At 62.1% G+C, this 24766-nt stretch carries 19 protein-coding genes; 11 read left to right on the top strand and 8 right to left on the bottom strand.

Translation table 11 applies throughout. From position 1 onward, the window contains the following. Positions 1-57 precede the first annotated feature (57 nt). A complete protein-coding gene (locus tag AC1RRJ_RS03850) occupies positions 58-822 on the bottom strand; it encodes an enoyl-CoA hydratase/isomerase family protein (RefSeq protein ID WP_493120385.1) in 765 nt (254 codons plus the stop codon). A gap of 526 nt (positions 823-1348) precedes the next feature. Further along, the gene (locus tag AC1RRJ_RS03855) at positions 1349-2122 is read right to left on the bottom strand and encodes a TetR/AcrR family transcriptional regulator (protein WP_493120386.1); all 774 of its coding nucleotides are present in this window, start codon (positions 2120-2122) and stop codon (positions 1349-1351) included. Between the two features lie 122 nt (positions 2123-2244). Between AC1RRJ_RS03855 and AC1RRJ_RS03860 the strand changes: the two genes are divergently transcribed. The 9 genes from AC1RRJ_RS03860 to AC1RRJ_RS03900 all read left to right on the top strand — a co-directional run bounded on the left by AC1RRJ_RS03860 (position 2245) and on the right by AC1RRJ_RS03900 (position 14919). Then, positions 2245-4431 carry a TonB-dependent receptor gene (locus AC1RRJ_RS03860; RefSeq protein WP_493120387.1) on the top strand — a complete coding sequence of 729 codons (2187 nt, stop codon included), beginning with the start codon at positions 2245-2247 and terminating at the stop codon, positions 4429-4431. Positions 4432-4458: 27 nt separating this feature from the next. After that, positions 4459-5835: an MFS transporter gene (locus tag AC1RRJ_RS03865; RefSeq protein ID WP_493120388.1), complete on the top strand. Its 1377-nt coding sequence runs from the start codon at positions 4459-4461 to the stop codon at positions 5833-5835. Then, positions 5832-7397 (top strand): class I adenylate-forming enzyme family protein, encoded by a 1566-nt coding sequence (locus AC1RRJ_RS03870; RefSeq protein ID WP_493120702.1) that lies wholly within the window; start codon positions 5832-5834, stop codon positions 7395-7397. Before AC1RRJ_RS03865 ends, AC1RRJ_RS03870 begins: the two co-directional genes overlap by 4 nt. A 107-nt stretch (positions 7398-7504) precedes the next feature. Next, positions 7505-8962 (top strand): serine hydrolase domain-containing protein, encoded by a 1458-nt coding sequence (locus tag AC1RRJ_RS03875; protein WP_493120390.1) that lies wholly within the window; start codon positions 7505-7507, stop codon positions 8960-8962. Next, positions 8959-10707 carry a CocE/NonD family hydrolase gene (locus AC1RRJ_RS03880; RefSeq protein ID WP_493120391.1) on the top strand — a complete coding sequence of 583 codons (1749 nt, stop codon included), beginning with the start codon at positions 8959-8961 and terminating at the stop codon, positions 10705-10707. The genes AC1RRJ_RS03875 and AC1RRJ_RS03880 overlap by 4 nt, the downstream gene beginning before the upstream one ends. Positions 10708-10880: 173 nt before the next feature. Then, on the top strand, positions 10881-12503 hold the full coding sequence (locus AC1RRJ_RS03885; RefSeq protein ID WP_493120392.1) for an amidohydrolase family protein: 1623 nt from the start codon (positions 10881-10883) through the stop codon (positions 12501-12503). Next, positions 12500-13561, top strand: coding sequence for an N-acetyltransferase DgcN family protein (locus tag AC1RRJ_RS03890; RefSeq protein ID WP_493120393.1), 1062 nt, complete (start codon positions 12500-12502; stop codon positions 13559-13561). The genes AC1RRJ_RS03885 and AC1RRJ_RS03890 overlap by 4 nt, the downstream gene beginning before the upstream one ends. A 266-nt stretch (positions 13562-13827) precedes the next feature. Further along, the gene (locus AC1RRJ_RS03895) at positions 13828-14133 is read left to right on the top strand and encodes an N-acetyltransferase (protein WP_493120394.1); all 306 of its coding nucleotides are present in this window, start codon (positions 13828-13830) and stop codon (positions 14131-14133) included. A 99-nt stretch (positions 14134-14232) separates the two neighbouring features. Further along, entirely contained in the window at positions 14233-14919 is a 687-nt protein-coding gene (locus AC1RRJ_RS03900; protein WP_493120703.1) for an SDR family NAD(P)-dependent oxidoreductase, read from the top strand. 244 nt (positions 14920-15163) lie between these two features. Here AC1RRJ_RS03900 and AC1RRJ_RS03905 read toward each other — a convergent pair whose 3' ends face one another. Then, positions 15164-15535, bottom strand: coding sequence for a winged helix-turn-helix transcriptional regulator (locus AC1RRJ_RS03905; protein ID WP_493120395.1), 372 nt, complete (start codon positions 15533-15535; stop codon positions 15164-15166). 106 nt (positions 15536-15641) lie between these two features. On the opposite strand from AC1RRJ_RS03905, the gene AC1RRJ_RS03910 reads away from it, so the two are divergent. Next, positions 15642-16757, top strand: coding sequence for an NADH:flavin oxidoreductase (locus AC1RRJ_RS03910; protein ID WP_493120396.1), 1116 nt, complete (start codon positions 15642-15644; stop codon positions 16755-16757). A gap of 338 nt (positions 16758-17095) precedes the next feature. Here AC1RRJ_RS03910 and AC1RRJ_RS03915 read toward each other — a convergent pair whose 3' ends face one another. From AC1RRJ_RS03915 to bioB, 5 genes are all read right to left on the bottom strand, one after another. After that, the gene (locus AC1RRJ_RS03915; RefSeq protein WP_493120397.1) at positions 17096-17794 is read right to left on the bottom strand and encodes an NADPH-dependent F420 reductase; all 699 of its coding nucleotides are present in this window, start codon (positions 17792-17794) and stop codon (positions 17096-17098) included. Positions 17795-18912: 1118 nt separating this feature from the next. Then, entirely contained in the window at positions 18913-19440 is a 528-nt protein-coding gene (locus tag AC1RRJ_RS03920; protein ID WP_493120398.1) for a hypothetical protein, read from the bottom strand. A 210-nt stretch (positions 19441-19650) separates the two neighbouring features. Then, the gene (locus AC1RRJ_RS03925; RefSeq protein WP_493120399.1) at positions 19651-20715 is read right to left on the bottom strand and encodes a phosphotransferase; all 1065 of its coding nucleotides are present in this window, start codon (positions 20713-20715) and stop codon (positions 19651-19653) included. After that, the gene (locus AC1RRJ_RS03930; RefSeq protein ID WP_493120400.1) at positions 20712-21887 is read right to left on the bottom strand and encodes an acyl-CoA dehydrogenase family protein; all 1176 of its coding nucleotides are present in this window, start codon (positions 21885-21887) and stop codon (positions 20712-20714) included. Before AC1RRJ_RS03930 ends, AC1RRJ_RS03925 begins: the two co-directional genes overlap by 4 nt. Further along, on the bottom strand, positions 21884-22972 hold the full coding sequence (bioB, locus tag AC1RRJ_RS03935) for a biotin synthase BioB (RefSeq protein ID WP_493120401.1): 1089 nt from the start codon (positions 22970-22972) through the stop codon (positions 21884-21886). The genes AC1RRJ_RS03930 and bioB overlap by 4 nt, the downstream gene beginning before the upstream one ends. A gap of 646 nt (positions 22973-23618) precedes the next feature. Here bioB and AC1RRJ_RS03940 point away from each other — a divergent pair. Then, complete coding sequence (locus tag AC1RRJ_RS03940) at positions 23619-24329, top strand: GntR family transcriptional regulator (protein WP_493120402.1); 711 nt, start codon at positions 23619-23621, stop codon at positions 24327-24329. The last annotated feature ends 437 nt before the right edge of the window (positions 24330-24766 follow it).

Below are 24766 nucleotides of genomic sequence, written 5' to 3' on the forward strand. Positions count from 1 at the left end.
CGCGATGGCCCATCGAACGAGTTTTTCGGGCGGGATTTTTCGTGTGCCCGGTTCATATCAGGGCGTCCGGACGCCACTCTCTTCCGCGACCCGGCGACGAACCGCAGGGTCGTGAGATGCTTCGAGGCAGCATTGGGCCTCGAAGGCCATGGCTTCCTCAAGGCGCGGCGCGATGGCTGCGGCGCGCGCGCGCTTGTAGCGTTGTCTTGAGGTTGCAGGCAGATCGGCAATTTTTCTTGCGAGCGCGATGGCGCGAGGCGCGACGTCGGCTGCCGGGCAGATATCTTTTGTGAATCCGAGTTCGGCCATACGAGCTGCGGTTAGCCGGTCACCCAGCCACAGCACACGGGCCGCCTGTTCGGCGCCGCAACGCTCGTTCAAAAGGATGGTCATGCCCCCTGTGGGAAAAAGGCCGTAGGTGGCTTCCGGGCAAAAGAGAACCGCATCGTCGGCCAGGACGAGAAAGTCGGCGTTGACCAGCCAGGAGGCTCCCCCGCCCACTGCCCAGCCGCGCGCCGCGCAGATAACCGGCTTCTCCCCGAGCATGATGCGTCGGGTGACGCCCTGCAAATCATTTATCATGGCCTCTGCCAACGACGTTTCGCCAGCCATCTCTGTGAATTCGACCAGGTCGTCACCGGCACAGAAAGCGCGACCTTCGCCGGTCAGCAAGATGACCTTTACGGCCGCATCCGCTGCAGCCCGATCGAGCGCCTCGTTCAGGCTCTCGATGAGGTTGCGGCTGATGGCGTTGAGACGTTCTGGCCGGTTGAGGCTGATTGTCGCGACGCCCGATTCAACGTCGTAGAGAACTGGTGACATTTGCTTTCCTTCATGTGGTGGGGGCACCGGGCGTGGACGGCCTGAGGGTCAGCCGATCTTCGGGTGGCGTGCGCGATCGGCAAGGGCGAGGGGAGTTCCCCGCGCGCCGGCGCGTGCGTCAGGCGCAATCGTGTCGGCGTCAGCTGCGGCCGACATTGGTCGCAGCTGCGTCTGCCATAAGCCTTTTGCCAACAAGATATGCTTCATCCTACCCAATGCCCGGACCCGAAGTTAGCGCTGCAACTTCGGTCCTGGGTCTAAATATATATATAGATGTACATGTCCATATATATTGCAGCGCGCGTCGTCAGATTTGCGTCAGGCGCGCTGTGTCCGTGGCTCGCGTGTGAGCATGGACCGCAAGGATTTGAGGTATAGGGGGATGCGCGCGTCGACTGGGTCAGTTGCTACGGGGCAGGGCAATTTTGGGTGGCGCTATCCGGGTCGCGCAACGCGCCCGGCACGTGCGGGCTGCAATTGCGGATCGCCGTTCTGATTTCTTCTGTCGATTCGGCGGGAGGGCAGGTCAGGGTGTCTCGCCGATGCCGGTCGCGAGAGTCTTCGCAATCGGAGCCTTGGTCTTCGGCGGCTCGCCGACCAGTGCACGCCACCACAATACCGTCAGCGCTTCGGCGACGGCTTCATCGGTGGGAGCGACGTCGTTCACCAGCGCGACCAGCTCGGGCTGGCGATGCACGACCCAGCGCCTCAGAAAGTCGTCGATCATTCCCCCCATTGCGCTGATAGCAAAGGTGAGCTGCCGCTGATCGGCCTTGGCGCCGGGAAAATGCTTGAGCAGGCTGTGCGTCGATTGAGCGTACCATGCGGCCCCGAACTTGGCGCGGGTGTCGTCGAAGACCGCGTCCTCTTCGTCGTTCAATTGCAGCAGTGAGCGTGCCAGGCCCGGATTTGCGCGGAACGCGCGGACATAATGAAGTGTCGCGCGGCTGGCACGATCATAGTCATCAGCAGGCGGAGGGCCATGGCGACCGACTGCCAGCATGTCATCCATGAATCCTGTCAACGCAGTGGCCGCGATCGCATTTTTGCTGGGAAAGTGCAGGTAAAATGTCGAATGGCTGAGACCGGCGGCCTGAACGATCGTCTCGACCGTGGCCATTCGCAACCCTTGCGCATTCAACGCGCGAGCCGCTCCGATCAACAAGGTCAAGCGCGTTCTCTCGCTGCGCTTGAGGCCGCTGCTATCGGCAAGGCGCTGCGCGAGAAAAGCGGAATATTCCCCAAGTCCGTCGACTTGCGTTTTGAGGGTCGAGCCTGGGTCCGGGTTGATCCTGGTCATGATGCTTCTTCATCTCCATTCGGCGCTGCCATCTTGTTTCCGTGCCTCGCATCGTCGCGCCCGCTTGACAATGGTTGGCAGTATATAGATATGGATGTCTATATCCAGATACTGGGAGGGCGATGATGTTTTCACTGAAGTCTTTTGTCTCGGCGGGGGCGCTGGTGGTCGCATTGGCCTGCGCGCCTCATGTTCATGCGCAGGACGGAGTAGAGGTCAGTGCTGCCGAAGATGGCTACGCGGTCGAAACCATCGTCGTCACGGCGCAAAAAACGTCGGAGAATCTGCAGCGCACACCCTTGTCGATCACCGCGCTCACGAGCAGTGTTCTTGAGTCCAAGGGCGTGAACAATGCCTCGGATCTCCAATTCACGGTGCCCAATCTGACCTTGTTCAAGCGCGGCGACCTCAATCCCAATTTCATCGTCCGCGGGATCAACACCGGTGCGCGCAATATCGGCTTCGAGAGCGGTCTCGGGGTCTATGTCGATGGTGTCTATATGGGGCGTACCAGTTCATTCACCCAGGGGTTGAGCGACGTAGCGCGAGTCGAGGTGCTGCGCGGCCCGCAGGGTACGCTGTTCGGGAAAAACACGATCGCCGGGGCGATCAATATCGTGACCGAGACCCCGGGCAACACCCCGCACGGCGAGCTGTTTGTCGAGGCCGGAAACTATAAGCTGCGCCGCAGCGAGGGCGGCCTGCGTGGCCCGATCATCGCGGACCGGCTATACGGGAAACTCAGCTGGTTCAGCAGCCAGCACGATGGATATCTGTCCAACCGCCGTTCCGCCGGGACGGGGCCGCGGGCGGTGGGAAGCGAAGGCGCCAAGGGCGCGCGCGGCGAATTACGCTGGGAAGCGACGGACAAACTCGCGCTGACGTTGCGCGGGGATTATGCGCATAATGATCAGATTTCCAACGACAGCGAAATATTCTCGGGCCTTGGCGCGACGCCTGGCCCGCGCACCGTCGATGTGAATCGCTCCAATGTCGAAAAACGGACGATCAAGGGGCTGTCCCTGACGGCAAATTATGAACTTCCGGGCGGTTTCGAGCTCGTCTCGATCACGGCCAGGCGCGGCCTGCGCTATGCCATTCCCGATATGGACCTGGACGACACATCGCTCGACCTGTTGATTACCGACTATGACGACCGGCTCAACCAGTTCAGCCAGGAGATTCGTTTGCAATCGCCGCGCGGTGAGGATTTCACCTATGTTGCCGGCCTCTATTATTTCGATCAGGGCGGAAAGAGCGATCGCTCGGTACTGCTCGGTGCGGACAGCGGACTGTCGGGGCTGGCGCTGCGCGCGCAGAGCCGCGTCGATACCCGCTCTTTCGCGGCCTTTGTCAGCGGCACCTATCGCTTCACCGATGCGCTCTCTGTCACCGCGGGCCTGCGCTACACCCGGGAAAAGAAGAAGCTGCAGTTCAGCCAGCAGGGCGTTCCGTTTCTTCCCTACAACAATATCGTCGATGCGCGGGACAGGATCGCAGATGATGACGTCTCGCCGACCCTCACCATCGACTACCGGTTCACTCCGGATATTTTCGGTTATGCGCGCGTTTCCCGCGGCTTCAAAAGCGGCGGCTGGAACGCCGATTTCGTCGCCTCGTCTGCTCCGATTTTCTCGGCCGACAGCATTCAGTTCGGTTCAGAGCGGATCGTCGTTTACGAGGCGGGCCTGAAGACGATGTTGTTCGATGGCCGGCTCCGGCTGAACGGAGCGGCCTTCGAGCAGCGTTACAACGACATTCAGGTCACGCAGTTCGTGGGCGGCGCCGCGGGTTTCCGTACCACCAACGCTGGCGCCGCGCGCAGTCGCGGGGTCGAGCTGGACTTCAATGCCGTCCCGTTGACGGGCCTGACCCTCGACGGCGGCCTTGGCTATTCGGATGCGGTCTATACCGACTTCCGTAATGCCACAGCTGCGGGTGACGATTTCACGGGTGCATCGCTGGGTGGACCGAAGTGGACTGCCAACCTCGGCGGCGAGTATCGTCTTTCGATCACCTCCGCGGGCGATATGATCCTGCGCGCCGACTATGCCTATCGCAGCGCGTCCCCGGCTTCGCCGACCGATCGGGAATCCAGGCTGAAGGGCTTTTCGGTCGTGAATCTGCGGGTCGGCTTCGAGGCCGGGCAGGGTTGGTCGATCTTCGCCTTTGCCAACAATCTCTTCGACGATACCTATGTTATCAGCCGCGGGAGGTCGAGCGACCTCGATATCATTGGTCAGACCCAGATACGCGAAGACTATGGCGCGCCGCGGACTTATGGCGTGCGCCTTGGCTATCGATTCTGATCAGCGACCACCGGCCGACGCTCTCCGTTGCCGCTGCACGTCATCGCGCGTGGAGCGGACCCGGAGCGCTGGAGCCGCCGGACGGAGCCCGCACCTGTGACCATTTTTTCTGACGCGAATGCAATGCCTCGCCTCGGGCGCGGGGGTGTTGCGGGCTACGCCACGGGGTCGATCGGGACAGGGGTCTTTTCGACGGTTCCCACCGTCCTGCTGCTTTACTTCTGCACCGAAATCCTGCGTCTGCCTCCTGGCTGGGCCGCCGCAGCGGTATTTCTGCCAAAGGTCTGGGCTATCATCTGGGACCCGTTCGTGGGGGCATGGTCTGATCGGACGCGCAGCCGCTTTGGCCGGCGGCGGCCGTTCATGGTCGTCGGGGCCGCCGGGGTGGGGCTCTGCTTCGCGGCGCTGTTCGCGCCGCCGGCTGGACTCTCGACGACACAGACCTTCGCCTGGGTCGCGATTGCCTACTTCGCCATGGCTACGGCCTACTCGATGTTTGCCGTGCCCTATATTGCGTTGCCCGCCGAACTTACGGACGGCGACAGGGTGCGCGGCAACATGGTCTCGGCCCGCATGGTCGTCGCCATGTTGGGTGTCCTGCTCGGCGCCGGGATCGCGCCAATGATGGTCGCCGGCTTTGGCGGCGGGCGAGCCGGTTACGCCGCAATGGGAGCGATCGTCGCCGCCTGCTGCGTGCTCGCGATGATCCCCCCCATCCGGATGCTGCGAAAGAGCGACCATCCCCGATTGGCGGTCGCGAAACCGATCGATCTGGTTGCAGCACTCAAGCGCGCCGTTCGAAACAGACCTTTTGCAGGGTTGGCGTCTGCCTATCTGCTCCAGATCATCGCGACGGGCGCCGTATCTGCAGCCGCGCCCTACCTTGTGACGCGCGTCTGGCATCGCGGCGAGGGGGACGTCGGTCTGGCGCTCGGGGCGATGGTCCTCGTCACGGCGGTTAGCATACCCTTGTGGTCATGGCTCGGTCGTCGCTTTGGCGAGCGACCTATGCTGGCGGCCGCGGCGCTTTTTTATGCGGCGACCGCAGCGGGCGTCGGCCTGGCGGCGGAGCGGGGCGCAGACTGGCCGTCGGTACTGCTTGCCTTTGGCTTGATGGGCATTCCGTTTGCAGGGCTCCAGGTGCTGCCATTCACCCTGCTGGCGCATATCGCCCACGCGACACGGAAGGGCGACGAGGTCACTTCCGAGGGCACGATGACTGGCCTGTGGACGGCGGGCGAAAAGCTTGGCCTCGGTCTGGGGCCCGCCGCGGCGGGGACCGCTTTGTCATTTGCCGGCGGCAAAGCGGAAAGCCTCGCGGTTTTCATGCTGATCGTTCCGGCGGGATTGATGCTGTTGTCGCTGCCATTGGTGCTGCGCAGGGAAAGGATTATTTTGTCATGACTGCCCAGCTTCTGCCGCGTCTGAGCGACTATGTCCGGCACCATGCCGAGCAGACGCCGGCCGCTGTCGCTCTGGCCTTTGAAGGCGAACATATTAGCTATGCTGCGCTGTCGGCACAGGTGGACAGTCTGGCGCGCGCGTTCCTCGCCGCCGGCGTGGCCAAAGGCGACCGGGTCGCAACGCTCCAGACACCGCGGCCGGAATTCGCCATCGCCTTTCTGGCCGCCATATCGATCGGCGCGATCTGGGTCGGCCTCAACCCGAGGTACCGGGTTGACGAGCTTGTCCATGCGGTTGAGGATTCCGCGCCAGCGGTGATTCTGACCCGGACGAATGTCGCTGGCCGAAGCTATGCGGAAGAACTGGCGAGACTTGCCGCGTTGGACCGCAAGATCGTGGCTTTCGAAGGCGAGCCACCGCTGCCGGGCTTGATTCCGATGGCGGACTTCATCGCGGGTGGCGCAGCCATCTCCGAAATCGCTCTTGCGGACGCACGGGGGGCTTGCGGCGGACGCGATCCCTGCCTGATCGTCTACACATCCGGATCGACGGGAACACCCAAGGGCGCGATCCTCCACCATGACGGAATTTGCTCGGTATCGCTGGTGCAAAACCGGATCTGGCGAAGCGCTCCCATGGTCACCCTCAATTATTTTCCGGTCAATCATGTGGGATGCCTGGTCGACATTGCGGCTCCGACCCTGATCGCCGGCGGAACGATGGTGCTGATGGAACAGTTCGATCCGGCAGGGTCGCTTGCCCTCATGGCGCGCGAGGGCGTGACGCAATGGGGTTCGGTTCCGAGCGTCTTCCAGATGCAGCTCGGTCTGCCCGATTTTGCTGATTACGACTTGTCCACCGTGCAATTGATCCTGTGGGAGGGCGCCGCCATGCCCGAGGACACCATCCGTCAGCTGGCGAAAATATGTCCGCGGCTTGGGACCAATTACAGCATGACCGAGTCCGCCGGCGCCATCACCGTTGTCGAGCCCACCGATGACGTGGAGGTGTTGAGCCAGACGGTCGGCCGCGCGTCGCCGGGCGTCGAAGTGCGGCTCGTCGATGCCGAAGGGCGTGACGTCGGCGATGGAGAAACGGGGGAGGTGTGGACCCGCTCGCGCTACAATCTGCTGGGCTATTGGGGCAAGCCGCAAGCCACGCATGATGCGATGACGCCCGACGGTTTTTTTCGCACCGGCGACCTCGCCGAACGCCGATCCGACGGCCGGTATCGCATCGTCGGGCGGCTGAAGGACATGTACAAGTCCGGCGGTTACAACGTCTATCCGCGCGAAGTCGAGGCGGTCTTGGAACGGCACCCGGATGTGGCTCTCGCAGCGGTGGTCTCTGTTGCCGATCCGCTCTGGCAGGAGGTGGGGGTCGCTTTTGTGAGCGGCGCGCCCGGCCTGACATCGGCCGCGCTGGAGGCATGGTGCCGCGAACATCTTGCCAATTACAAGGTGCCGAAGCGGGTGGTGATCGAAGGCGACCTGCCGCTGCTGCCGATCGGCAAGGTGGACAAGGTCGAATTGAAGCGGCGGGCAGCCGGGTTGCCAGGGTGACCCGGCGAGGTGGTCCCGCCTCCGATGGCGGTCCGGCGGGCAAGCCTGCGCCACCGCGACAATGCCCCAGGATACGGAATTGAAACATTAGAGTCTGGAGACCGTAGATGAATCTCACCCGTCTTTCCGCCGCCGGCGCACTCGCCATCGCGGCGCTCCTCACGCCCGCTCTCGCCGGGCAGGCACAGGCAGCGCCCCCTGTAGCCGGTGCGGTTGCCGGCGCTGATCTCAAAGTGCGTCTCGATGCCATGTTGGCGGCGGAAAGAGAGCGGACCGGCGTTCCCAGCATCACCGTCCTGGTTCGAAAGCACGGCAAGACCGTCTACGAATATTATGCGGGGCTGGCTGACGTCGAGCAGAATATTCCGGTTTCGGCAAAGACGGTCTATGCGCTGGCCTCTGTATCGAAAAGCATCACCGCACAGACAATCCTGCGCCTCGTTGCCGAGGGACGGCTCTCGCTTGATGACACAGTCGCCAAGCTGCTCCCAGATTATGAGGGACCAGCGCGGAGTGTGACCGTGCGCCAGCTCCTCGTTCATACCGCGGGCCTTCAGGACTATATTTTCCTGCCCGGTCTGATGCAGGACTGGTCGCGCGATTTCGACCGGGGCGAGCCGACCCGCGCTTTCGCTCCGCTGCCGTTGCAGTTCGAACCCGGCACCCAGTTCCGGTACAGCAATTCCGGCTATCATCTGCTTGGCGTCATCATCGAGAAAGTGACGGGGCATCCCTACGAGGATGTCGTCGAGGAAAAGATTCTCAAGCCGCACGGGCTTGACCATATGCATTATGGGGCGCGGAGTCCGATCATGCCGGGCCGCGCTCGGGGGTATGTGGTCGCGCCCGGCGGCAAGATCGCCAATGCGCCGTGGATCGACGCCGATATCACGCTCGCCTGCGGGGGATATTACAGCACGGCCGCCGATCTGGCGCGCTTCATGGAGACGATCAACGATCTCGCGCGCGTTCCGCAGCGTGTTCGCCAGCTGATGTTCGAGCGGACGACGTTACCCGACGGTACGGTGCTGAGCTACCTGCCCACCGGCCTGATCGAGAGTGAATTCTTCGGGCGGAGAAAGCTTGCCCACGCCGGCGATATCCCCGGGTTCAAAGCGCAAATGGCCTTTTATCCCAAGGAGAGCTTGAGCATCGTCGTGCTGGAGAATGGCTCGGGCGCCGTCCCGTCCCCATCGACGCTAGAGCGGCGCGTGGCGCGGGCAGTTCTGGGGATTGCAGATCCAGTCATTCAGGAGCTGCCGCTCGGCGCCAAGGAGGCTGCGCGCTACACCGGCGCTTATAGCCTGTTCCCCTTGAGCTGGGGCCCGAAGACGGCTGTCGCGGGCTATGTCGATGGCAAGCTGACAATATCCTTCAGCGGCACCGTGCGGGGGGATTCCGACGTGACCTTTCCGGTCCTGAACCAGGGCAGCGGCGTCTTCGTTGCGCCGTTCGATACGGAGATGGTCATTCGCTTTGCCGGCAAACGCAAAGCCGCAACCGTTTCGTTCGACTATCTCGATGGCCATGTGGTCGCCAAACGCGTGCAGGAGCCCGCCCGATGAAAAAGCCTGTTGCCGCCGCAGCGCTTGCCATTCTGCTCGCCTGTTCGGGGGGCGCCCATGCGGCGCCGGCCGAAACCTCCCTCTACGTGACCATGTCTGACGGGGTGAAAATTGCGGCTGATGTGCTGCTGACCCCTGCCGCGCAGGCCGGCGGCAAGTCGCCGGTGATGATGCAGGTGACCCGCTACGGGCGCGGAATCCGCGACGAGCAAATGGCGCAGGCCTATATCGATGCGGGCTTCAACGTGATCTACGTCGACGCGCGGGGCACCGGCGTGTCTTACGGTTGGCGAAAGATGGAGTTCTCGGAAGAGGAGTTTGGTGACATTGCCGAGATAATCCGCTGGGCGGGCGCGCAGTCCTGGTCCGACGGCAGCGTGGTAATGACGGGAAATTCCTACACCGGGGATACCGCCGAGACCGCTACCGCAACAGGGGCTGCGGAACTCAAGGCCTCGCTGGTCCGGCATTCGGAATATGACGCTTATCGCCATTTGACCTATCCGGGCGGCGTCAAGAACCGCATGCTCCTCTCGCTGTGGGGTAAGAAGGTGGGGGACGCCGATATATCCGCGCCCTGCATGAGAGCCGTCGAAGCCTGCAAGGCGTTCGCGCATATCAAGCCGGTCGACGGCGACGAGGACTATGCCGAGGCGCGCGCGGCGATCGCTGAGCACCAGCGTAACTTCCGGTCCGATCGGGATCTGGCGGGCGTCTTCTATCATGACGACTTCGGGCCGAGCGGTGCCCGCGTCGACGCGATGAACACCGCCTCGCGGGCCGCTGCAATCGCCGAGCGCCGGGTTCCCGTGCAGGTCTGGGCGTCGTGGTTCGACGCCGGGACCGCCGCATCGGCGATCGAGCGCTTTGTCACCTTGCCAACAGTGCCGACCGAAGTGTTCATCGGCAGTTGGACGCACGGCGGTGGTCAGTCGGTCGATCCCTTCTTCGCCGCGAAGCAAGCCAATTTGATGGCACGGCCGGAGCAATTGCGCCGTCAGATCGCGTTTCTGAAAGACGCTATCGACGGCCGTCCTCCCAAGAGGGTCATCCATTATGTTCCGCTTGGCACCACGGCGTGGCGGGAAACGCCGGTCTGGCCGCCGGCAGGCGTCAAAACGTCGCGCTTCTCCCTGACCGGTAGCGGCAAGCTCAGCCAGTCGACACCTTCGGCCCGCGGAGCCGACACCTATGCGGTCGATTTCACAGCTTCGACAGGCGAGGCGAATCGGTGGCGCACGCAGCTTGGCGGTGCGTTCGTGTCGTACGATGATCGCGCGGCGGCAGACCGCAAACTCCTAGTCTACGACAGCGAACCCGTGAGCCGCGACATGGAACTCGCCGGTCGGCCGCTCGCGCGGTTGAGCCTGTCGGTGAATGCGGTGGATGCCGCGGTCTTCGCTTATCTCGAGGATATCGGGCCGGACGGTAAAGTCACCTATCTCACCGAAGGTATGCTTCGGCTCGCGAGCCGGAAGGAGGGCACGAACCTCGATGGCGAGCCCAGCTTCAGGCGCGATGATGCGCTTTCGGTAACGCCGGGGGAGGTGATGGACGTCACGGTGCTTTTGGCGCCGGTTGCCGCCAAGATTACCAAGGGCCATCGTCTTCGCCTCGCCATCGCGGGTGCCGACGCCGACACTTTCGAGCGCTATCCGGCCGAGGGCGATTTGACGATGACGGTCCATCGCGGGGAGCGGACGGTCTCCGCGCTCGAAGTCCCGCTCCGTCCATGGAGGGACTGAGCGACCACCTGACGGGTGCTCAATCGCGATAGCTGGAAACCGGCGCGCCTGACCTGAGGTGTGCGTCGACTAAATGTCGAGAGGTTCCAGCCGGTCAAAAAAAGCAGATCTGCGCGGCCACAAGGCGCGCACGGAAATGACCAAGAATATTCTGAACGACGAGGGATTATGCAATGCAACTATTGGGAACAAGCGCGAGGGACAGAAGACTTTTGGGCGGGGGGGGAGCGGGCCAACCCACAGTCTTCATGCCTGTTTCTTTGCAGAATCACGTGCGGAGGGACCGGCCGAAGAGCGGCAAGTGCGTGAATTGGATAGGCACGGCTTTGGCTGCCACCTTGTTCTTCGCAGCCGTTCCTTCGGCGGCCGGTCATGCGGAGCCGGTCTACGATATCGTCTATGTTGGCGCCCGGACGATCGATCCCGAAACCGCGCTCGACGCTGTCCGCAATATTGGTATCGATGGTGATCGGATCGCTGCGGTGAGCGATGCGCCCCTCAAGGGGCGCCGTACGATTGACGCCCACGGCTTGGTCGCGGCCCCGGGATTCATCGACTTGCACGCGCACGGTACGAGCCAGGAGACTGCGGGCTATCAGGCCAGGGACGGCGTGACGACGCGGCTCGAACTGGAAATCGGCGCATGGCCCGTCGCCGGTTGGTACCAGGCAAAACAAGGCCGCGAACTGCTCAACTATGGAACGAGCGTCGGTCACACCCCCCTTCGCTATTATCTGCAGAAAGGAGAAGGTGCGGCGGGGATTGCGGCGCTCGCCAATCCAAGGGAGAAATTTCGGGCCCCGGACGCCGACCAGCCGCTTTCGTCAGTTCTCCATCGCCGTCTCCTGTCCTTGCTTGAACAGGGAGTGGGGGAAGGGGCGATCGGTGTCGGTAGCGGAACCCAATATGCCCAAGGGATCACGCACGAGGAAATGCTGGACGTTACGGCGGTCGCCGCGCGGACGCACAGCTGCCTCTTCACGCATATGCGCCACGGGAGCCTTGTCGAACCGGGCAGCACGCTCGAGGCGGTACAGGAAAATATTGCCAACGCCGCGATGACCGGCGCGTGTGTACATATCGCGCATATTAACAGCATGGCGATGTCCGACGCGCCGGCGATGGCCACGCACATACGCACGGCGCGTCAGCGCGGCGTCGACGTATCAACCGAAACCTATCCCTGGGGCGGCTCCGTCGACTCGCTGCGCAGTCATTTCTTCGACCCGGGCTGGGAACAGCGATGGGGCGTCGGCGTTAGCGACCTCCAGTCGCGGCGGACCGGCAAGCGCCTTACGCAGGTGGAATTCGATGCGCTACGCGCGGGCTCCGGCGATGACGGCGTCATCATGCATATGAACAGTGAGGCAACGATTGCGGCGCTGCTTGCCGATGCCGACGTCATCATTGTCAGCGATGGCGGCGAAATCGAAGGGCCGAACGGACATCCCCGCACCGCCGGGACCTTCGCGCGGGCGCTCGGTCATTATGTCCGCGACAAGAAAGCGCTCAGCCTGAACGAGGCGATCCGGAAGATGACGTTGCTGCCCGCACAGCGGTTGCAAGGCTTCGTACCGGCCATGGCGCGCAAGGGGCGACTCCAGCCCGGTGCCGATGCGGACATCGTCCTGTTCGATCCCGAAACAGTCGGCGCGAAAGCCACCTATGGCGATGCTGCGCGATACTCGGATGGGTTTCGTTATGTGATGGTGAATGGTGTTCTGGTTGTTGACGGCGGCGTGCTGGTGAGCGGTGTGATGCCCGGGCGACCTGTATATTCTGGAGCAAAAAGATGAGCGACGCCTCTTTGATCACCAGCTCGAATGGAGCGGCCGCGAGGACGACCGTAGATCTGCCGCAGCCCTACCTGCTCTTTCTTGGTGACGCAGACGATACGGCCTTTCTCAAGACCGGACTCGGACTGCGCGATTGGGCGCCCGGATTGTGCTTGGCCGAACATAAGTGCGACGGCGCCGCCGCCTCGATCGGCCTACCAGTCATGAGCCCGCGCGACGCCTATGTCAGTGGTGCGCGCGCGCTGGTGATTGCAACAGCGTCGATCGGCGGAGCGATCAGGCCGGCGTGGATACCCTATCTCGCTGAGGCCCTCGAAGCGGGGCTCGACATTGTCAGCGGCGCGCATGATCGCCTGTCCGATAACATGCTGCTGAAAAATATCGCCGAGGCAAAGGGGCGCCGCCTCATCGACGTTCGGTCGCCGCCGCCGGGATTGCCGGTCGCGACCGGGAGGCGGCGGACTGGCAAGCGCTTGTTGACGGTCGGAACCGACTGCGCGCTGGGCAAGAAATATACTGCGCTAGCTGTGACGAAAGCCTTTCGCGGGCGGGGGCTGGACGCCGATTTCCGGGCGACGGGGCAGACCGGGATTATGATCGCTGGATCAGGCATTCCCATTGATTCGGTCGTCAGCGATTTCGTTGCGGGAGCGGCCGAAGTGTTAAGCCCAGATGCCGACCCCGCGCATTGGGACGTGATCGAAGGGCAGGGGTCGCTCTTTCATCCCTCTTATGCAGGCGTATCACTTGGCTTACTCCATGGATCGCAGCCGGACGTGCTCATTCTTTGTCACGCACTGGGACGCGAGCGCATACTGGGGCTTCCCGACTATCCTCTGCCGTCCATTTGGCGCGCAGTCGACGTGACACTGCAGCAGGCGCGACTTACCAACCCGCAAGCGTACTGCGCGGGGGTGTCGCTCAATACTGCGGGCTTGACCGACGAAGAAGCCGAAGCGGTGATCGCGAAACTCTCGAACGAATGGGGACTTCCCGTCGCGGATCCGATGCGACCCGGCCCCGCATTCGATCGCCTCGTGGACGCATGTCTTGTTTAAGCGGAGATTATGCATTCACTGGAACCCGCATAAACAGGATTTCCCGTGCGAAAAACCTGCGCGACGAAAGGTGTTTCGCGATAATGGGCGCGCGACGAACTTTCCAGAAAAATGGTGGGTCGCCGGAGCCGCCGTGAGTAGGAGCCTCCGTGCACTTGGAACGTCCAAATCGTCGAGGGGCATACTCGCCGGGCGGGAAGGGCACTTCTAAATAGAGACATCGCCGTTTTTCTTCGAACGGCGAGTGAATATGAAAGGCGCGAAGTTTGGGACTCGCAATTTCAATCCCTGAAGTCCCGTCCGGAGCGGATCATGACGCGATCTTTTTTCCGCTGAATGCCTTTAATACCAGCGAAGCGGGCGATCCTCGGATCGCGCCCTTGGCTTTGATGCTGACCGATGACGCCGGAAACCGTGTCGGAGGCCTGTGGGGAAATTTCGCCTATGATTGGCTCGACACCTTCGATTTTCAAGCGCGTGGCTTTTACGAAAAACTCGGGTTTCAACTCTTCGGCGAAATCACCGACCATCCGGTAGGCCGAAGGCGGCTTTTCCTTGCCAAACGGTTTTGACCAGCGATTGAGGTGACACGGGAATGCACAAGCAATCCAACCGGACCACTTGGTGAGGGCCGGCCACTCGAGCAGCGGGAATAATAGAACTTGGTTGAAGTGAAAAATGTCATTCTGACCGGCGCGGCTGGTGCGCTTGGTACTTCCATTGCCGAGGAGCTGAAAAACGATGGCTGGAACGTCATTGGCATCGATCTGAAGTGCAGCTCAGCTTGCGAAACTATTCTGATCGATCTTTCAGATCCGGATGCAATCCGGGGCGGTTTCCAGTCCATTTCGCGCAGCTACCCCGAACTCCATGGGCTCGTGAACAATGCGGGTGTTTTCCTTGGCAAAGGATGGGATGAAATCTCGGATGACGAGGCAAGCGAAACACTGAATATCAACCTTCGTGCCCCGCTACTCTTGTCCACCTTGTTCGCCAAGCATGCTATTGCCAAGGCAATCCCGGCGGCTATCGTCAATGTAGCGTCGGTTGCGGGCCGGGAGCCCGGCCATGACATTGTATATGCGGCCTCTAAGGCAGCCCTCATTCAGATCACACGCGGTCTCGGACGGCAGCTTGCTGGAAACGGCATAAAGGTGAACGCCGTTGCGCCCGGGGTGATTGAGGGACCAATGGCCGATCGGATTTCCGAACAGGGCCGTTCTCTCTACATGCAAAGCACACCAATGAAGCGTTTTGCCGAACCCGCCGAAATCGCCAGTGTGATATCATTTCTCCTGTCACCGAAGGCCAGCTATCTCACCGGCGCTGTGATCGATGCGAATGGTGGCCTGTATTGACCAAGTATCAGTGGCCGCTTGTGCGGGCCGTAGGAAGCCACAAGCCGGATCGATCTGTATCCGGTGTTGGCCTGATCGTGCTCACCTACTTTTTCTGGCTCGTTGCCCCTGTATCTTTCGGTCCCAGGCTTTGGTCGCTAGCGATCATGGCGTGCGCCACACGAAAGAGTCCGCTTTCTCCGCTCCCGACCTAAAAGCCGACCGACCGCAACCGGCCAGAATGGATCGCGAACTCGGCGCCCCGTCACGCCGCGCTTCGATGATCGAAGGCGCTTCGCGCCACTTCGACCGCATCGAGATTTTCGACAATCCAGGTGTAGAGGAGACGAAACGGCGGCAACAATGTGCGTCCCAGCGGCGTCAACTCATACTCGACCGCCACCGGCGACGTTGCCCGGACGTGTCGGGCTACGAGGCCGTTTCGCTCGAGGCGGCGCAGGCACTGGGTCAGCGCCTTTTGGGTGACCCCATGGGATTGGCGCTTGATCGCGTTGAATCGCTGCGGCGCGGGATCGAGCACCGTCAACACCATCATCGACCATTTGTCGGCGATCTGATCGAACAAAAGCCGGTTCGCACAATCGGTCGAGGAGCATTCGCTCGGGGCTTGCGGCATCAGGTGGGTTTCCTCCGGTATACTTGGGCGACTCGTGGTGCGTAATTGACGCTAGGTTTCTGAAATATACCTAAACGGCTCCTTTCACAACCGGAGTCTGCCTACGATGACCGCTACCTCCCATGACATCCTGTTTCGTCCCTTCCGCCTCGGCTCGCTCGAGCTTCCGAACCGCATCGTCATGGCGCCGATGACGCGAAACTTTGCTCCCGAAGGGGTGCCCGGAGCCGCCAACGCCGCCTATTATCGCCGCCGCGCCGAAGGTGGTGTCGGACTGATCCTGTCGGAGGGGACGGTCATCGACCGGCCCGCCTCGCGCAACGAGCCGACCATTCCCTTCTTCCATGGCGCGGCGGCGCTGGCCGGCTGGCAAAGCGTGATCGATGCCGTCCATGATGCCGGCGGCAAGATGGGGCCGCAGCTGTGGCATACCGGCTCGACGGTCGCCAGCGGGTGGGAGCCCGAAGTTCCCGTCGAGAGCCCGTCCGGGCTGATCGCCCGGGGCCAGCCGCGCGGACGGGCGATGAGCGAAGAAGCGATCGCGGATACGGTTGCAGCATTCGCAAGCGCCGCCGCGGACGCCAAACGGCTTGGTTTCGACACGATCGAAATTCACGGGGCGGGTGGCTATCTCATCGACCAGTTCTTCTGGTCCGAAACGAATGAGCGGACCGATCGCTACGGCGGCGCAACCCTGAGAGAGCGCTCGCGGATGGCCGGCGACGTGATTTCCGCCGTCCGCGCTGCTGTGGGGCCCGATTTCCCGATCATCGTGCGGTTGAGCCAGTGGAAGGCACAGGATTATGCTGCGCGTCTGGCCCTGACACCGCGGGAGATGGAAGACTGGCTCGTGCCGCTGGTCGAAGCGGGTACAAACATTGTCCATTGCTCGCAGCGCCGGTTCTGGGAACCCGAGTTTCCCGAAATCGACGGCACGGATGGACTGAACTTTGCGGGTTGGGCCAAAAAGCTGACCGGTGCGGCGACGATCAGCGTCGGATCGGTTGGCCTGTCCGGCGACTTCATGACGTTGTACAGCGGAAAGTCATCGTCGAGCGTCGGGCTCGAGCGGCTGATGGCGCGAATGGAGCGCGACGAATTTGATCTGATCGCCGTCGGTCGTGCGCTGATCACCGATGCGGAGTGGGTGATCAAGGTACGGAACGGCGCCGACGCCAATCTCAAGGGGTTCGACGCCGCATCCCTGGCAACATTGGTCTAGAAGCGAGGCTATGGGTGGCGCGCCGCGGGCGCGCCACCCCGTTCCTCCGGCATGATATTGCGGGTTTGTCGCGGCAGACGGTTCTACAGCCTTTGTTTCTGGGCATTGAGCAGGCTGCGGAAAAGCCGGGTGGGCCAGCGGATCATGTCGAGGTCCAGGGCGGGCGAACTTCAGGTCCGCATCGGGGACGATAATGGGGCGAACTGAGTTGGAGTGGCCCCGTCTTTGGACGGGGCCACTCAAGCCTGTATAACGGTGCGTGACCCGGGTTCTTGCCTCCAGATTTAAGGCCGTCGCCTCAGTCTTTCCGCACCGCGTCGATCATATATGACGACGCTTCAGGAGGTGGTCGTCAGGCTGCGGCCATAGTCGAGCATGGCTTGAAATAGATCACGGCGCTTCTGGAGATCATCATCAGCCGCGTCCAGCGCCGCCCTCATGGCGTCGGCAGCAAGACCGGTGCAATAGGCAGGTTGACCAGGCTGGAATCGCCACGAATCTTCAATGCCTCCCGCATCATAGGGATCAAAGCCCGTATCGCTCACCAACGCCTTCGCAATCCGCCGCGAGTCATCATCGTACGCCGCAAAGGGGATAGCGAGCCGGCCGGGCGTACCCGACGGGAGGCCGAGGTCCTTGAAGGTTGCAGCATAGATTGCGTTCCAGGCCTTCACGACCGGTCGCCCGAGTTGCTCGGTCACCCACAGGGTCTCTACCTGCCCGTCGAGAAGTGCCGCTACCTGGCCGTCTCGGAACGGGTAATAGTTGGATGCATCGATGATCAGGGTCGAAGTTGGGGCCGATACCAGCAGTCCCTTCACGTCGAGGATGCGCCCGAAGGGAATTGCCAGGATTACCACGTCAACGTCCTCGACGGCCCTGGATGCGGTCTCCGCGCGCGCGCCGAACTCGAGAGCCTCCGGGGCGATGGTCTCCGGGCCCTTAGAGTTGGCAACTTTTACATCGTGCCCCGCCGCGCTGAGATTGCGTGCGAGCGTTTTGCCGATGTTTCCGGAGCCTAGGATACCGATCTTCATGTTTCATGTCCTTCGTTGTGATTTCAACCTTCGTCCGCATGTAGATATATTTTGGAAACCTACCGTCAATTACGCACCTCAAGTTGCCCAAGTATACCGAAGGAAACCGGCTCGATGCCGCAAGCCCCGTGCGAAAGCTCCCCGGTCGATTGCGCGAACCGGCTTTTGTCCGATCAGTTCGCCGAAAAATGGTCGATGATGTCGATGATACTGTTGCTGTATCCGGCGGCGCCGCGGTTCAATGCGATCGAGCGCCATCCTCCAATTGGGAAGCCGTAAGACGCTGCCCCGGCGCCAGCGCCGCCTCGAGCGAAACGGTCTCGCAGGCCGATGCGGCCGGGCCGTCGCCCGTCGCAATAGAGTATGAGTGGCGCCACTTGGACGTAGATTGCCACCACCGTTTCGCATGCTCTCCATTTGGATTGCGGAGGATCCCGATACGGTCGATACGGTGCAACAAGCCTTCAGCTTATCTCCGCCGTCTCTGGCACATTTGCAGGTAAGGGGCGCTCTCATCATCGGTAGCTATCTTCGGAGATATGCTGGCTGGCCCGGAACCGGCCTACAAGCCGCCTTTCGCGAGAGCTTTGAAATAGTAGATGCCGATCTCCAGGGGTTTGCCAACCCAAATCGGTGAACACTCGTCCTTCGGCAATCGTCAATGCGTCCGCGATCAGCCGGTTCGTTCTGGCATCACATCGCTTGCCGCCGATGGAAGATTGCACGTTTATGACCGTACTGGACACCCGAACCGGAGCCGGTCTGGAGCCAGCTATTGGGAGGGTGGAAGTATTGCGAGGCATGGCGGAGCAGCCTTGGATCGATCCGGCGCATTTCAATCCAGGGTGAACTTGCAGAAGCCGCAGTACGCCGGAAGCATCCCAGCCCCATCTTCTGTCACAAATGCAATAAATCAGGCAGCCCCTTGAAGCATTGCAGGGGGATCGGTGGCCCACCGTCCCGCAGTCAAATCGCATCCTTCTCAAGGATCGTGTAGAGCAGCCGCACACAGCCGTACCGGAGAATCCCGGACCAGGGCCGGGCTGGCGTTGTTACGGCGCGCGTTCAGGACCGTCGCCAATTGCCGGCCATATTCGGGGGGGCATGGCCCGGTCTGTTCAAGCCAGGTCGGCGCCACCGCTCTTTGCGCTCAGCTTGGAGATGAAAAGCACAGCCATCGTGACTGCGCCGACAAAACAGGCCCCTGTCAGCAGCGATTTGACCATCATGACGGCGTTCCCCGAAATATGGAGTTCGGTAATCGTGGCGACCGTGACGAACAACATGGTGGCATTGTTTATCACCAGCATGGCGTGCCCGCGCATGTAGCAGAAGAGGACTGCCGCGAGGACCGTCATCGACAGGATCAAACCTGTCTGCCCGAACAGGGAGGGAATGGCGATCAAGACCCAACCGAGCAGAATGCCCGCGAGCCCACCGAATATGGTGGGGAGATAAGCCTTCGGGTCCTGCTGCATGACGCCGGTCCAGTAGACGAGGAACAACAGGCCAAAATACGGCATATCCACGCCGAGAAGCCAATAGAGGCCGAAGAAGCCGACCATGTAGACGGCGGCGCTGACGAGCAGCAGGAGCGTCATGGGAACGCTGGGTCTCCGATTCGGGGCTTCCTCGGCATTGGTCATCGATAATCTCCTGTGTCGCGGTCCCGCGAAACCTCATGGCTGTCGTGGGCCGGAATATTATGAATATATTTCAGTGCGTTGCAGGTCTTCTGGTGCTTCCCGATCGGACGGGACCGTTCGGATTTGTCGCTTGGCAGCGTCGCGATGGGGGCTGGATGTCATCCCGTTGGATGCCGGGCGCGGTGCTCGAGATATTCTTTGCTTTCGCTGCTATCGGCAGGCGTTCATCGCATCGGATGCAAGCCGCGCGAGAATGGGGAATTTTTCCGCGCGTTCGCGTGCATGTGCGGATGCGGCGGTCCCGCGCAGGACCCGGCCCTTGATGCCATGGAAGATTGCGGCGAAGCGGAAGAGATTGAACGCGATGGCAAACTCATATCCGGGAATGGAGGCGCGGCCCGTTCGTGCGCAATAGGCGGCGATATATTCTGTCTCGCCCGGGATGTTGAGGGCGGCAAGATCTGCCTCTTTCAGGCCGGCGACGATGTCGGGCGGCATGCGGTACATCATCGCGTGGTTGGCGAAGTCGGCGAGAGGGTGCCCCAGCGTCGAAAGCTCCCAGTCGAGCACCGCGAGAACGCGCGGTTCGCTGGGATGGAAGATCATATTGTCGCAGCGGAAATCGCCATGGACGACACTATTCTCCTCCGTTGGCGGTATGGCGGTGGGCAGCCATTCGACGAGCGCATCCATATCCGCATTGCGGCCCGCCAGCTCGTCGCCGAGATACTGCCGCGACCAGCGCGAAATCTGCCGCGCGAAATAATTGCCCGGCCTGCCATATGTGCCAAGTCCGATGGCCTGTGGATCATAGCTGTGCAGCAAGGCGAGCGTCTCGTTCATGGCGTCGAGGTAGCGCGGCCGCTCCTCGCGGGTGACGTCGGGAAAGGTCGCGTCCCAGAAAATCCGGCCCTCGACCATTTCCATGACATAGAAGCATGTGCCGATTACCATGTCGTCGGTGCAGAGGCCGTAGACATGCGCCACGGGAAAGTTCGCCGCGCCGAGTTTGGAGAGGATCAGGGCCTCGCGATCGACGGCGTGGGCGCCGGGCAGCAGTTCGCCTGGTGGTTTGCGCCGCAGCACATAGGAGCGGGCAGGGGTGACGAGCTGGTAGGTCGGGTTCGACTGGCCGCCCTTGAACTGCCGGACGCGCATCGGACCGGCAAAGCCTTCGACATTGGCGGTCATCCATTCGGCTAGCGCGGCCTCGTCAAAGCCATAGCCCTCTCGGACCGGGTCGGTCCCCGAATTGGCAATAGTCAGATCGCTCATGCGCGCGCCGCCCTCCAGTCGCGCTTGATCTTCTTGGCGAGGCTCCATTTGTGGACCTCGGTCGGGCCGTCATAGATGCGGAAGGCGCGAACCTCGCGGAACACCTGCTCGACGATCGTCTTGTCGGTGACCCCGGTCCCGCCCATCACCTGCACGCAGCGGTCGGCGATGCGCATCAGCGCTTCGGACACCGCGACCTTCGCCATCGAGCTTTCGACCGTGCCGAGCGATCCGGTGTCGAGCACGCTCGCGCACCAGTCGATCATCAGTTCGGCCTGTTTCAGGTCGATCATATTTTCGGCGAGCATGAAGCCGACGCCCTCATGATCGACCAGCGGCTTGCCGAACGCCTCGCGGCGATTGGCATAGTCGGTCGCGATTTCGTGCGCGCGGATGCACGCGCCCAGCCAGCGCATGCAGTGCGACAGGCGCGCGGGCGACAGGCGGACCTGCGCGTAGCGAAAGCCTTCGCCCGCTTCGCCCAGCATCTGGTCGGCAGGGATGCGGAGGTTGTCGATGGTCAGCGTCGCATGGCCGCCGGGCATCGAGCTGTCGATCGTGTTCGGAACATCGTCGATGCGGATCGCGGGGTCTGGCAGGTCGATCAGGAACATGCACGCGCCCTGTTCGGCTTTTGCCATCACGATGCCGACGCGCGCGCCCTGCGCGCCGGTGATGAAGGTCTTGCGGCCGTTTACCACCCAATGATTGCCGTCGAGATGGCACGTCGTCTTCATCATCGACGGGTCGGACCCGGCGCCGCCCTCTTCGGCGGGTTCGGTCATGAAGAAGGCCGACCGGACGCGGCCTTCGACCATCGGCTTCAGGAAGCGTTCCTTGAGTTCCGGGCTACCTTCCTTGCCGAGCAGATACATATTGCCCTCGTCGGGCGCCATCGTGTTGCAGGCGAGCGGGCCGAGCGGCGACAGGCCGCTCTTGATCAGCACCACTGCGGTCTCGCGCTGGTTGAGATGGTCGCCGTCGCCGAGGATGTGCGGCGTCAGCACCCCGGCGGCGCGGGCATGTTCGCGCATTTCCATCACCAGCTCGTCGGTCGGCGCGCCATGATGGTCGCGGCGCGGGTCTTTTTCATAAGGGACGACGGTTTCGCGGACGAAAGTTTCGACCTTGGCGGCGATGTGCGCGGCGCGCTCGGGGCCGGGGCCGCTCATGGCATGATTGCCGAATGCGGGGGATTTGGAGACGCCGCCATCGATCGCAAGCCGAGGCGGACAAACATGGCAGCATCGGCGTCATCGCCCGCATTGGGAGCGGTCAGCAAGGTGTCGCCGGTGAAGATCGAGTTCGCGCCGGCGAGGAAGCATAGCGCCTGCGCCGCCTCGCTCATGCTTTCGCGGCCAGCCGAGAGGCGCACCATGCTCTCGGGCATGGTGATCCGCGCGACAGCGACCGTGCGGACGAATTCGATGTCATCGATCCTCGCGAGCGGTGTATCGGCCAGCATGTCCCCGATGATGGTGCCTTTGACCGGCACCAGCGCGTTGATCGGCACGCTCTGCGGATGTTCGGGCAGCGTCGCCAGCGCGTGGATAAAGCCGACACGGTCACCCCGGGTTTCGCCCATTCCGACGATGCCGCCGCTGCACACATTCATTCCGGCCGTGCGGACGTGGTCCAGGGTCTCCAGCCGGTCGTCGAACGTGCGCGTGGTGATTATGTCGCCATAGCGCTCGGGTGCGGTGTCGAGGTTGTGATTATAATAGTCCAGCCCGGCATCAGCGAGCATCCGGGCCTGGTGTTGCGACAGCATGCCCAGTGTCATGCAGGTTTCGAGCCCCATGGAGCGAACACCATGCACCATCTCGATGATCGCGGGCATGTCGCGGTCCTTGGGATTGCGCCAGGCTGCGCCCATGCAAAAGCGGGTCGAGCCAGCATCCTTGGCGCGGGCCGCCGCTTGCAGTACGGCGCGCACGTCCATCAGCCTGGTTGCCTTGACGCCGCTTTCCGCTTTGACCGATTGCGAGCAATAGCCGCAATCCTCGGGGCAGCCGCCGGTCTTGATCGACAGCAGTGTGGAGAGTTGGACAGCGCCCGCATCATGATGCCTGCGATGGACTTCGGCGGCGCGGAAGGTCAGTTCGGTGAACGGCAGATCGAACAGCGTGGCGATCTCCTCGCGCGTCCAATCGGTGCGAGTCGGCGCCGCAGCAGCGTCTGTCGATTGCAAAGCTGCATTCGGCGCAGCGACGATCGCGCGGTCAGTCCACCCTTCGGGCACGGCAATTCCTCTCATTTTCTTCATTCCCCGGACCTGGTCAAGTCGCGACGCTGAAGCTGTTTAATCAAACTGTCCTACGATATTGCCAGACCATATGTGACTAGTCCACCATAAATGCGTGATGGTGTCGCCATGATGGTATCGAATCGCGTCGCCGATGCTTTTCGCCCCTCGCATAGCCGGCATGCGGACATGGATCCGGAGCAGGATGAGAAGGCGAACATGGCGGTACCGGCGGCTCCCGGGGCCAGCCGCGCATTCGCTTGCGACTGGTCGGAAGGAAGGGGCGCCGGGAATGCGGTGCTTTCTTCGCCTGTTCGAACGGGTGAGGGGGGCCGGGCTTCTGTCGGTTTCCCGCGTCTGACAGTGGCTTTCGCCCGGATGGCCCGGCGGATTTGGGCATGGGCGAGCCGCATCGTCGCGAAGGGGCAGGGTGTGGCCGCGAAGTGCCATTGGCGATTCACCCCGCCGCGATTGTGAGGGATATCGCACCCCGAAGCGAATTGTCTGATGAGCGTGTGGAACTATATTGTTCACTAATCTCGGGCGAGATGCTTGCGCGGCGTAGAAAATTGCGCGAAACCAGCATCGGAGCAATATAGGCTGATCAAGATGGGTGGAAGACGCGATGGCGGCAAAACGGGCAACAGGAGAAACAGGAGTGGCGACCAAGGCCGCGCGCGAACCCGCGCCTGTTGATGCTAATGGCGATGGGGTGAGTTCGCCCGATCGACTTATCGAGGCAATCCATCGGGGGATTTTGGTCGGTCGCTATGTTCCCGGTCAGAAACTGATCGAAGCGGACCTGACACAAAGTCTGGGGATCAGCCGTGGCCCGGTCCGGGAGGCGCTCAAGCGCCTCGATGCCGAAGGGGTTGTCGAGCTGAGCCGTCATCGTGGCGCCTATATTCGTTCGCTAACCCGGCGGGAGGCGCTGGATATCCTCGAAATTCTCGAGGTGCTGACGGCGCTGATCGCACGCCTTGCCGCCAATGCGGTCGTGAGCGACCAGAATGCGGATCTTGTCAGGGACGCATTCGAATGGCTCGAACGCTTTAAGGATCCTGCGCTCGAGAATCTCTCCTTCAACGAGCAGCGCAGCCATTTCTATGACACGCTCATTCGAATTGGCGGGAACACGCAGTTGCAGTCGGTGATGCCGATGATGCGCGTTCACCTGCTTCGGCTGCAGGTGGAGTCCTATTTCAGTCCCGAAGACCGGCGGGATCGCGTCGACGAATATGCGGCGATTACCGACGCTGTGCTGGCTGGCGACGCGGCGCGTGCCCAGCGTGCGATGTATGAACATATGACGCGGATGCGCCAGCGCATCGAACGCTTGCCGGAAGAGGCATTCGCCCTGCGCACATGACGATGCCGTGCGTGGCGTGCCGATCCATGCGGTGCCCCCGCATGTCCGGCGCCTCAAGCCGGCCCGCCCGTCATATTCTCCATGGGGCTTGTGATCGGGCTGGTTGCTGATGCGGCCGGCGCGCGATGACGTGCAATCGGTCGGGCCGCGGTTTCAAATGGATTATAGAGACATGGGGGACGCCAGGGCGCTGCTGCAGTGGATGCGCGTCTCTTCGATTCCTGACCCTGCCCGGTAAGCTTGCGGTGCCGGTCCGCCGCCAGCCGTTCGATATTGGCAGGGTCGGAAGGCGGAGGCGGGGGCATCCGCGATCCCGCGCCATGGCTACGCAATTACCGGACGCCGGAAAGAAGCGCGCCGCAGGTGGCTCATTCCCGTCCGTCGATGAAGCTGAATCGATAATTGTCATTCCTTTCTGTAGGACACAGTGCTACTCA

Source organism: Sphingopyxis sp. GW821-FHT12C06, from assembly GCF_058807415.1.

What these genes read in the sequence shown, in the direction of transcription:
- AC1RRJ_RS03870 (WP_493120702.1), top strand. Translation starts at nt 5,832, where the DNA reads ATGACTGCCCAGCTTCTGCCGCGTCTGAGCGACTATGTCCGGCACCAT.
- AC1RRJ_RS03850 (WP_493120385.1), bottom strand. Translation starts at nt 822, where the DNA reads ATGTCACCAGTTCTCTACGACGTTGAATCGGGCGTCGCGACAATCAGC.
- AC1RRJ_RS03920 (WP_493120398.1), bottom strand. Translation starts at nt 19,440, where the DNA reads ATGACCAATGCCGAGGAAGCCCCGAATCGGAGACCCAGCGTTCCCATG.
- AC1RRJ_RS03905 (WP_493120395.1), bottom strand. Translation starts at nt 15,535, where the DNA reads ATGCCGCAAGCCCCGAGCGAATGCTCCTCGACCGATTGTGCGAACCGG.
- AC1RRJ_RS03855 (WP_493120386.1), bottom strand. Translation starts at nt 2,122, where the DNA reads ATGACCAGGATCAACCCGGACCCAGGCTCGACCCTCAAAACGCAAGTC.
- AC1RRJ_RS03880 (WP_493120391.1), top strand. Translation starts at nt 8,959, where the DNA reads ATGAAAAAGCCTGTTGCCGCCGCAGCGCTTGCCATTCTGCTCGCCTGT.
- AC1RRJ_RS03925 (WP_493120399.1), bottom strand. Translation starts at nt 20,715, where the DNA reads ATGAGCGATCTGACTATTGCCAATTCGGGGACCGACCCGGTCCGAGAG.
- AC1RRJ_RS03910 (WP_493120396.1), top strand. Translation starts at nt 15,642, where the DNA reads ATGACCGCTACCTCCCATGACATCCTGTTTCGTCCCTTCCGCCTCGGC.
- bioB (WP_493120401.1), bottom strand. Translation starts at nt 22,972, where the DNA reads ATGAGAGGAATTGCCGTGCCCGAAGGGTGGACTGACCGCGCGATCGTC.
- AC1RRJ_RS03860 (WP_493120387.1), top strand. Translation starts at nt 2,245, where the DNA reads ATGATGTTTTCACTGAAGTCTTTTGTCTCGGCGGGGGCGCTGGTGGTC.
- AC1RRJ_RS03915 (WP_493120397.1), bottom strand. Translation starts at nt 17,794, where the DNA reads ATGAAGATCGGTATCCTAGGCTCCGGAAACATCGGCAAAACGCTCGCA.
- AC1RRJ_RS03890 (WP_493120393.1), top strand. Translation starts at nt 12,500, where the DNA reads ATGAGCGACGCCTCTTTGATCACCAGCTCGAATGGAGCGGCCGCGAGG.
- AC1RRJ_RS03875 (WP_493120390.1), top strand. Translation starts at nt 7,505, where the DNA reads ATGAATCTCACCCGTCTTTCCGCCGCCGGCGCACTCGCCATCGCGGCG.
- AC1RRJ_RS03885 (WP_493120392.1), top strand. Translation starts at nt 10,881, where the DNA reads ATGCAACTATTGGGAACAAGCGCGAGGGACAGAAGACTTTTGGGCGGG.
- AC1RRJ_RS03930 (WP_493120400.1), bottom strand. Translation starts at nt 21,887, where the DNA reads ATGAGCGGCCCCGGCCCCGAGCGCGCCGCGCACATCGCCGCCAAGGTC.